Here is a 714-nt window from a genome sequence, read left to right on the forward strand (position 1 = left end):
AGTCGGTCTTGTCGAACGTGACGTGGACGATCAGCCCTTCTACGTCAACAAAGGCACGCCCGGCTCTGCCGGCGACATTCGCGAATTCCTCGCCCTTGATCTTTTCGCCAGCCCGGTAAAGCGTCGGTACGAGCAAGACCGCGGCATTGAGGTTGAGCCCTTGGGAGAGCGTCGGCGAAGCCACGATGACTTTCAGAACGCCCTCCGACAGAAGGACTTCCAGCTCGCGCAGAAAGGGGCTCGGCAACCGGCCGTGATGGATGGCGACGCCGGCTTTCAGGCTGGCGACCGCGGGATGATCCTCGCCCAGCCATTCCTTGCCAACCTCGAGGGCGCGCGCGATCGGAGCCTCGTCCTCTAGGAGCGGAGCGAGATAGCCGCGCCTGCAAAGATCGACGACCTGTTTGCCGTAGCCTTCCACCCAGTTGGCCTGGGTGGAGAAAATCAACGTGCGCTTGCCCTGGGAAGCAAATTCCCACGCGGCGAACAGTGCCAGATGCGAGTTCTAGCGTGGGTAGGGGTTTTTCTCCTTGCCCCTGGCCGGCTTCTCGACGACGAACTTGTCGAGGAACGGACCATTCTCATCGAAGTCAAGCCGAAGCAGCGCATCCTTGCCGCGCCAGGTCAGGGCGCCAAATCGCTGTCGTGTTGGGCGCCAGTCGGAGCGCACCGGTTCCCCAGGTTCGTCCGAGCGGATCCACGCGGTCAGATCGT

General features: G+C 62.5%; 1 protein-coding gene and 1 pseudogene. Both read right to left on the reverse strand.

Annotated elements, in window-relative coordinates; translation table 11 throughout:
• Positions 1 to 448, reverse strand: a pseudogene (locus RCCGE510_RS35910) (DEAD/DEAH box helicase); the annotation flags it as partial.
• A 57-nt stretch (positions 449 to 505) separates the two neighbouring features.
• Positions 506 to 714, reverse strand: a 209-nt coding sequence (locus RCCGE510_RS35915) for a hypothetical protein (RefSeq protein WP_037080986.1), incomplete at its 5' end; no start/stop codon positions are given.

The sequence above is a fragment of the Rhizobium sp. CCGE 510 genome, assembly GCF_000292525.1.
Classification (GTDB): domain Bacteria; phylum Pseudomonadota; class Alphaproteobacteria; order Rhizobiales; family Rhizobiaceae; genus Rhizobium.